The organism is Streptomyces prasinopilosus (genome assembly GCF_001419695.1).
GTDB classification, from domain to species: Bacteria; Actinomycetota; Actinomycetes; order Streptomycetales; family Streptomycetaceae; genus Streptomyces; species Streptomyces prasinopilosus.
Genome location: NZ_LIRG01000102.1, coordinates 1 through 8492, shown reverse-complemented (window position 1 = coordinate 8492; position 8492 = coordinate 1). Strand labels below are relative to the sequence as shown.

Annotated in this window: 6 protein-coding genes; 5 read left to right on the top strand and 1 reads right to left on the bottom strand. The window is 71.6% G+C overall.

Annotated features, from left to right (window positions below; translation table 11 throughout):
• Positions 1-252: 252 nt before the first annotated feature.
• From AOK18_RS05645 to AOK18_RS05625, 5 genes are all read left to right on the top strand, one after another.
• The gene (locus AOK18_RS05645; RefSeq protein ID WP_055693593.1) at positions 253-1428 is read left to right on the top strand and encodes a CapA family protein; all 1176 of its coding nucleotides are present in this window, start codon (positions 253-255) and stop codon (positions 1426-1428) included.
• Between the two features lie 207 nt (positions 1429-1635).
• On the top strand, positions 1636-3951 hold the full coding sequence (locus tag AOK18_RS05640) for a HAMP domain-containing protein (RefSeq protein ID WP_055693592.1): 2316 nt from the start codon (positions 1636-1638) through the stop codon (positions 3949-3951).
• Positions 3952-3957: 6 nt separating this feature from the next.
• Positions 3958-5805 carry a poly-gamma-glutamate synthase PgsB gene (gene pgsB / locus AOK18_RS05635; RefSeq protein ID WP_055693591.1) on the top strand — a complete coding sequence of 616 codons (1848 nt, stop codon included), beginning with the start codon at positions 3958-3960 and terminating at the stop codon, positions 5803-5805.
• 54 nt (positions 5806-5859) lie between these two features.
• Entirely contained in the window at positions 5860-6342 is a 483-nt protein-coding gene (locus AOK18_RS05630; RefSeq protein ID WP_055570339.1) for a poly-gamma-glutamate biosynthesis protein PgsC/CapC, read from the top strand.
• 21 nt (positions 6343-6363) lie between these two features.
• Positions 6364-7449 (top strand): C40 family peptidase, encoded by a 1086-nt coding sequence (locus AOK18_RS05625; protein WP_055693590.1) that lies wholly within the window; start codon positions 6364-6366, stop codon positions 7447-7449.
• 106 nt (positions 7450-7555) lie between these two features.
• Here the strand turns inward: AOK18_RS05625 and AOK18_RS05620 are convergent, their stop codons facing one another.
• Positions 7556-8437, bottom strand: a complete 882-nt coding sequence (locus AOK18_RS05620; RefSeq protein ID WP_055570341.1) for a hypothetical protein — start codon at positions 8435-8437, stop codon at positions 7556-7558.
• Positions 8438-8492 lie beyond the last annotated feature (55 nt).

The window sequence follows — 8492 nt, the reverse complement described above, 5'->3', positions numbered from 1 at the left end:
CGCCGGGCCTGAAGGACTTCGTGTACGTGAGGACGCGGCCACGGAGGTCCACCAGTTCCCTGGACGCCGGAACGTTATCCCCCGTTTCCTCCCCCGTGTCCGCCTGGCAACCCGTCAATGTCAGAACAAGTAGCACTAGGGCGATAATTGGAAAGAAACGTGACTGTCTCGTAATGGTAATCGGCGTAGGGGCTGTGAGGACCATGTGAATATGACCGTGTGACACTGCGTAAGTCTCTCCCCAAGGTTCGGGTGGCTGCCACCCTGGTCGCCCTGACCGGGCTGCTGGCCTCGTGCGGTACCGCCGACGGTTCGGTGGAGCCCCAGGCCAAGCCGGGAGGGCGTTCCTTCACCGTCGCCGCCGCGGGCGACGTGCTCATCCACCCCGAACTGGTGGAACAGGCGGCCAAGGACGCGAAGGCGACCGGCAAGGGGGAGAAGGGCCTGGACTTCGGGCCGCTGCTCGCCGGGGTGAAGCCCGTCATCAGCAAGGCGGACCTGGCGATCTGCCACATGGAAACCCCCGTGGGCAAGCCGGAGGGGCCCTTCGAGGGGTACCCGGAGTTCCTGGTCCCGCCGCAGGTCCTGAGGTCGCTGAAGGACGTGGGCTACGACACCTGCTCGACCGCCTCCAACCACACGTTCGACCACGGGATGGACGGCGTGCGGCGCACGCTGGACGCCATGGACGACGTGGGCCTCGGGCACACGGGGTCGGCGCGGTCGGTCAAGGAGTCGAAGCGGATCAACATCCGCGACGTCGAAGGCGTCAAGGTCGCGCACCTCTCCTACTCGTGGGAGTCGTTCGTCCACCCGGTACCCGAGAAGCAGAGCTGGGCTTTCAACGGAACCGACCTGGCCGCGATCAAGAAGGCCGAGGCCGATGCCCGCGCCCAGGGCGCCGAGGCGGTGCTCCTGTCGATCCACTGGGGCGCCGAGCACTACAACGAGCCGGGCGTCGCGCAGCTCCGGCTGGCGGAACGCATCGGTGAGGACACCGGCATCGACCTCGTGATCGGACATCACGCCCACGTCGTCCAGCCGATCCAGAAGGTGAACGGCACCTGGGTCGCCTACAGCCTTGGCAATCACGTGGCCCGGCACTCCTCGCCGACGGGGTTGACCGAGGAAGGGGCCATCGGCTGGTTCGAGTTCCAGGAGACCGCCGAGGGCTGGGACGTGAAGGCGCGCTACCGCACCACGCTGGTGGAGATCCCGCCGGAGGTGGAGGACGAGGAGGAGGTGCCCGAGGGCGCCGTGCAGGACCTCCGTCTGGTGGACGCCCAGCTGATGCTCGACGAGCCCGGCGACCTGTCCGAGGAGAGGCTCGCCCGCTACCGGCTGGCGATCGACCGGACCCGGGGCTTCCTCTACAACCGGGGCGCTCCCGGCGGCGACGGCCTGGAGCAGCTCCCGCTGAAGAAGTGACCGGCCCCACACCCGAAGTCCGCACCAGGCATACAACCTTGTCGGCGTTTATCAGTCTATTCAGTGACGACGTCGCACGGCCGCGGTCCTGGTGCGCCGGCGTACGCCCGGCATTCGCGTAAAGACCAAGGAAGACCACCGGTGACATCGAGCCATGTCGCGCCGCCCACGGCACAGAAGCGGCGCCGCAGCCGCCGACGGGCGGACATGCCGCTGCTCGGCGGCATCCGTCCGCCGATCGCGGTGCTGTGCGTCCTGATCCTCGCCCTGGCCGGGCTGACCGCCCAGGTGCTCGGCCCCGGCAGCGACCCCGTCGTGCCCAAGGCCGTGCTCTCCTCCCAGCAGCACTACGCCGAGGACGGGGCGATCGCCCTGCGCGCCTCGATCGACGAGCGCGTCACGGACCTGCGGCGCACCGCCGCCGCGCTGAACGCCGGGAAGCCGGCCGAGCCCGAGGACGTCCTCTCCGACCTCGGCAGGACCTACCAGAAGTGGACCGGGACCACCGTGGTGGACCTGGAGAGCGGGGACGTGCTCGCCGCACGCGGCGAACGCATCCCGCTCGCCTGGCTGGACAAGGAGACCCTCACCGGGAAGAGCGCCCTCCTCCCGCGCATGGTGCGGCTGGAGACCGGTGACGTCCGGCTGATGACGATGGTGGTCCTCGACCGCAAGGACGAGCCGCAGCAGCTCCTGATCGCCTCCAACAGCCTGTCCGTGCCGCCCATCACGCTCGGCCCGTTCCGCACCATGGCGGTCGCGGCCAAGGACGGCGAGGTGCTCGCGACGGCCGGATTCGAGCAGTCGGAGGCACTGAACTCCGACAAGCAGCGGGAGGAGCTCGACTTCCTCCAGAAGCAGATGTCCGACCTGTCCGCCCAAGCGGCCGAGCGGGCCGAGGAACACCCCGTCACCGCCAAGGAGCCCGGATCCCGCGGCTACCCCGGTGTCAGCGGGACCCTGACGGGCGACGACTACAACGGACGCATCGCCACCGCCGGATACGCCTCCCTGGCCTCCTCCGACCCCGAGGAGAAGGACAGCGTCGCCGCGGGCCTCGGGCTCACCGTCGTCGCCATGCTCCCCGTGGTCGCCGAGCAGAGCGGCTCCACCGGCCGGGAACTGTACGGACTGATCGCGGCCGGCGCCCTGGTGGTGCTCGGCCTGCTCGCCGCGGGATTCCTGTGGGCCCGGGTGCAGCGGCCCCTGCTGCGGCTGTTCCTGGAGTCCCGCCGGCTCGCCCGCGGCGACCTCACCCGGCCCGTGGGCACCTTCCGCGGTGGCGAGGCCGCCCGCGTCGGCAACGCCCTGGAACGGCTGCGGGGCCAGCTCGGCGGCCCGGGCGCACCGGACGGCCCCGGCGGCACCGACGGGGGAGGCGGTACGAGGCGCGCCGGCCGGACGCGGTTCGGGATCCGGATGCAGCTCGTGCTGACCGCCGTGCTGCTCCTCCTGTGGTGCGTGCCCGTCGGCCTGCTGCTGAACCGCACCGACGACTCGGTCAGCGTGCCCGCCACCATGGTCAACGACCAGCGCGACCGCACCGACCTGGTGTCCGACCGCGTCCGCCGGGCCCTGAACGAGGCCCAGGCCGACCTGGTCTCCACCTCCCGTCTCGTCGACGTCTCCGACCGGGACGCCACCGAGAGCGTGCTCGAGGACGCCCTGCGCAAGCACACCCGGTACGCCGCGCTGTACGTCGTCGGCGCGGACGGCGAGGTCGCGGCCCGCGCCGGCGGCGACCCGCACGACTGGAGCGACGGCAAGGACCTGCCGCTGGTCCGCGTGTCCGGGGAGGGCGGCAAGCGGCCGGTGGTCCAGGCCGGCGCGCCCGTACCGGAGGAGAAGGGCGTCACGCTGGTCGGCGAGGTGCGGATCGAGTTCCTCAACTCGCTGCTGAAGCGTCCCGGCCTCGGTGAGGTCCGCGTGGCGGACGCGAAGGGGCGGACCCTCGCCGCCAGCAACGGCTTCCTCGCCTTCGAGGAACTGCCCCGCGAGGCCCTGACCGACCTGGTCCGGGCGGCCGGCGTGCGGGTCGGCGCCGGACCCGTCGAGAACGGACTCCTCCTGCGCGACGGCGGCAACGTCACCGTCGCGGCCGCGGCTCCCTTCAGCGGCGGCGGTGTCGCCGCCGACGCCGGCTGGACCGTGGTCAGCTGGCAGGACGCCGACCGCTTCCAGATCACCGCGTACGAGCGGGAGGACCGCAGCGTGCTCGCGGGCCTGCTCGGGCTCGCCGCGATCGTGGTCTGCCTGGGCTGGGTGCACCTCGTGGTCGCCCGCCCGCTGCGCGCCCTCGCCACCAGCGCCGAGAAGCTGGCCGACGGCGACCTCAAGGCGGTGCTCTACCCCACGTACCACGACGAGGTGGGAGCGGTCGTCCGCAGCCTCGAACTGATCCGCCAGCAGCTCCAGGCCCGCCGGCAGCAGCAGCCCCGCCGAACCGCCGAGCCCCGACCCGCCGAACCCCGGCCGACCGAGCCCCGACCCGGTGAACCCCGGCTCGGCGCCGGAGGAAGGTGACCCGCCGTGCTCTACCTCTACTGCGCCCTGCTCGTCTGCTGCCTGCTGCTGTTCGTCGCGGGCGTCATCGAGCAGCGCCGGCACTACGCCGCCCTGCACTCCATACCGTCCCGGGTCCTGGTCAACGGCATCCGCGGCAAGTCCTCCATCACCCGGCTGTGCGCCGGCGCCCTGCGCGGCGGTGACCTGACCACGGTGGCCAAGACGACCGGCACGGCCGCCCGGTTCATCCACCCGGACGCGACCGAGGAGCCGGTCTACCGCAAGTTCGGCATCGCCAACGTGGTGGAGCAGATCGGCATCGTCCGCCGGGCCGCCGCGTACCGGCCCGACGCGCTCGTCATCGAGTGCATGGCGGTCATGCCGGCCCTCCAGGAGGTCAACCAGAGCAAGCTGATCCGCTCGACGATCGGCGTGCTGTGCAACGTCCGCGAGGACCACCTCGCCGAGATGGGCCCCACGCTCGACGACGTGGCCCGTTCGCTGTGCCGCTCGATGCCGCAGGACGGCATCTGCGTCACCGCCGAGAAGGATCGTTTCGACATCCTCCAGGAGGAGGCGGACGCCCGGAACTGCAAGCTGATCTACGCGGACCCCGAGATGGTCACCGACGAGGAGCTGCGCGGCTTCAGCTGGTTCACCTTCAAGGAGAACGTCGCGATCGCCCTGGTCGTGGCCGAGCTGCTCGGCGTGGAACGCGAGGTCGCCCTGCAGGGCATGTACGACGCCCCGCCGGACCCCGGTGTGCTCTCCGTGGAGAAGTACGTGACCGAGGAGAACAAGCGGCTGGCCTTCGCCAACGTCTTCGCGGCCAACGACCCCGAGTCGACGCTGATGAACATCAACCAGCTGCTCGACCTCGGCGCCATCCGCCGCCCGCTGAACGTCGTGATCAACTGCCGCCCCGACCGCGTGGAGCGCAACGGGCAGATGGGCGAGATCGTCCCCGACCTCCAGCCGGACAACGTCTTCGTCATCGGGCACCCCGCCAAGAGCGCCATCGACGCCATCCCCGCCGAGTGGCGGGACCGCGCGGTGGACCTGGGCGGCGACCGCCGGGACGCCCACGAGTTCATGCCGGAACTGCTCGGCCGCATGTCCGACGGCTCCTCGCTCGTCGCCATCGGCAACATCCACGGCCAGGGCGAGGAACTGCTGGAGTACCTGGCCGAACTCCCCGCGGACGACACGCCCGACCCGGATCAGCCGGCGGGCCCGGAGCAGCCGGACGGCCCGGACCGGACGGCCCAGGCCCCGGCCGCCGCGGTCCCGGCGCAGCAGGCGCCCCGCCTGGACCCGTTCGCCGCCTACCCGACGGCGTACGAGGAGCGCTACCAGGCCTCCCGTACCCAGGAGATCCCGCTCATCCGCCGCCGCGCCGCCCAGCAGGCGGCACCCGGGACGGCCGCGCAGGCCGCGCCCCAGGGGCAGCCGGGTCAGCAGGGGCAGCCGGGTCCGTACGGACAGCAGGGACGGCAGGACCGGTACGCCCCGCAGGACCGGTTCCCGCGGCAGGGCCAGTACCAGCAGCACCCGCAGCACGCGGAGCACGAGCGGTACGAGCAGCGTGAGCCGTACGAGCGGCGTGAGCGGCACGAACAGGGGCGCGCCCAGCACGCACCGCAGCAGGGGCAGCGGCCTCCGCAGTACGGCCAGCGCCCTCCCCAGCAGGAGCAGCGCCCCCCGCAGTACGGGCAGCGGCCTCCCCAGCAGGGGCAGCGGCCTCCGCAGTACGGGCAGTACCAGGAGCACGGGCCCGAGCGGCACGGCCGGCCGCACCACGACCAGCAGCCCGACGGCGGGCCCCGGTACCCGACCGACGAGGACGGCGGCGGACCGCCTCCGCGTCGCTGACCCACCGCGGGCCGACCGCCCCCCTTCCTTCCGCACACCTGCCCGGAGACCCCGTTGATCACCGCCGCACTGACTCCCGAGATGGCCGCTCTGGGCATCGCGATAGGTCTGTTCTTCTCACTGCTGTGCTACCTCACCACCAACCTGTCGCCCGGCGGCATGATCACCCCGGGCTGGCTGGCGCTCACCCTGATCGAGGACCTGCAGCGCGCGGCGATGGTGGTGGGCGTGACGGCCCTGACCTACGCGGGCACCAAGGTGATGCAGCGACTGGTGATCCTGTACGGCAAGCGGCTGTTCGCCGCGGTCGTCCTGCTGGGCGTGCTGCTCCAGGGCACCGTGATGATCGTGCTCTCGCTCGAGTTCCCGCTGCTGTACGGCAACCAGACCCTCGGGTTCATCGTGCCCGGTCTGATCGCCTACCAGCTGGTGCGCCAGCCCAAGGGGCCCACCCTGCTGGCCACCGGCACCGTGTCGCTCATGGCCTACATCGTCATCGCCGCCGGCCTGCTGCTCGGCGTCATGCCCACCGTCTGACCACAACCGAGGAGCATTCCGATGGCAGGGAAAGGGAAGAAGAAGACGCGCCACATCGTCCCCGGACTGGTGGTGCTCACACTCGTCGCGGCGTCCGGCTACCTCACCGTGGAGCTGCGCAAGCAGGAGGTGCCCGGGGTCACCGAGGTCCGCAACGTCGGCGTCCTCGACGGCACCGGCGGCTCCGGGGGCGGGGCGGACGACAGCAAGGCGACCTGGTCCCGGCTGGAGAACCCGGCGCGCTCGGTGCTGCGCGGCGGCGACGGGCAGATCGTCGCGGTCCTCACCGACGGGTCGCGCACCGCGACGCTGACCGGGAAGGCCCGCACCTTCCAGGAGCCGGCCGCGACCAAGTCCAAGGTGTCCACCCGCGACTGGGTCCGGATCATGCCCGAGGCGTGGAAGAAGGGCGCGGAGAAGGAACAGTGGTTCAAGGACTGGTACGCGGAGAACAAGGACAGTGAGGAGGACGACCTCTTCGCGTTCGCCTTCCAGTACGTGGCCGGCGCCCCGGACAAGAAGGACGAGCAGGGCACGGTCTACGCCGGCGACGCCGACTTCGGCCCGCTCAACACCACCGGCGCGGAGGGCGGCGACCTGCGCCTGGAGCAGTCCGACTTCTACGACTTCCTCGGCGTCCCGTACCCGTTCCGGGACGGCGTCATCGGGGCGCCGGAGACCATGCGGGCCAGGGCCCTGGACTGCTCCGGCTTCATCCGCATGGTGCTCGGCTACCGGGCCCGCTACCCCCTGATGTCCTCGGACGCCTCCACCGGCGACGGACTGCCGCGCACCGCCAACGGCATGGCCCGCTCCAAGCTGGGCGCCGACGTGCTGCCGCTGACCGGGGTCTCCGCGGAGGACCGGCCCGCCAACATCGACCAGCTCCAGCCCGGCGACCTGGTCTTCTTCAAGCTCGACGCGCGGACCAAGGAGCGGCTCGACCACGTGGGCATGGTCCTCGGCTACGACACCGAGGGCCACCTGATCTTCGTGTCCAGCCGTGAGGAGGTCAACGGCCCGACCATCGGCGACATCGGCGGCGTCTCCCGGCTGGACGGCAACGGCTACTACGCGAAGACGCTGCGCAGCGCGAAGCGGCTGTGAGGCGCCGGGACGACGGAGCACCGGAGCACCCGGGTACCCGAGCACCGGGCCGGACCCGGCCCGGTGCCCCGGTGCTCGGTCGTCCCGGGAGCGCGTCCGGCCGTCGTCACCCCTCCGCGGCGGCCGAGGCCTGGGCCTCGCCGCGACGGCGGATCTGACGGAAGGTGAACTCCGCGAGATCGTTGCCGGTGGAGAAGACCGCCTGGTCCCTCTCCGTCACGTCCTTGGCCGCGGTGAAGCCGGAGAGGGTGAAGTAGGCGTAACGGCCGTAGGAGTTGGTGGTCGAGCGGCAGACCGCGCCGTCGCAGAACTCCTTCACACCGCCGCCCGCGAGGGACTTGACGATGCTCCTGGCGTCGGCCTGCTGCTTGACCTTGGCCGCCTGGGCCTCGGTGTCGAAGACGGCCACGCCCACCGTCACCGCGATGCCGTCCCTGGTGTAGGTGACCCGCATCAGGCGGCCGCAGCCGTTGTCCGTGAGGACCTTGGGCAGCGTGGCCTTGGCGGCCGAGGCGCAGTTGCGGGTGTCGGCCGTCGGGCCCTTCTTGTACACCGTCTCGCCCATGGTGAGCTGCGTGCCCGGGAAGAGGACGTCCGGGTTCAGCGGCGCCCGGTCCTTCTGGGCGCTGGAGACGAAGTCCTTCGGGTCCAGCGGCGGCGGCGCGCTCGTCGGGGCGAACGACGGGACCGTGCCGGTGGGGCTCGGCAGGCCCGCGGTCGCCGGCGCCTGGGAGGACGGGTCGGAGGCCTGGTTGCCGCCGTTCGCCGAGACGACGGCCATCGCCACGGCCGTGCCGATCGCGACGGTGGCGACCGCGCCGCCGCCGATGAACAGCAGGCGCCGTCGTTTGTGGCGCGTCTCGGACGCCTCGGCGAGGGCGGCCCAGTCCGGTGCCTGGCCACTGTCGCCCCCGCCGCTCCAGGGCTGCTGGGACTGCGGTTTCCAGGGATCCCACTGCGAAGGAGGTCCCCCCTGCCCATAACTCATGGGGCGCATCTTAGACGGGGAGCGGGGTGTGCCGGTCCCCGTCTAAGATGCGCCC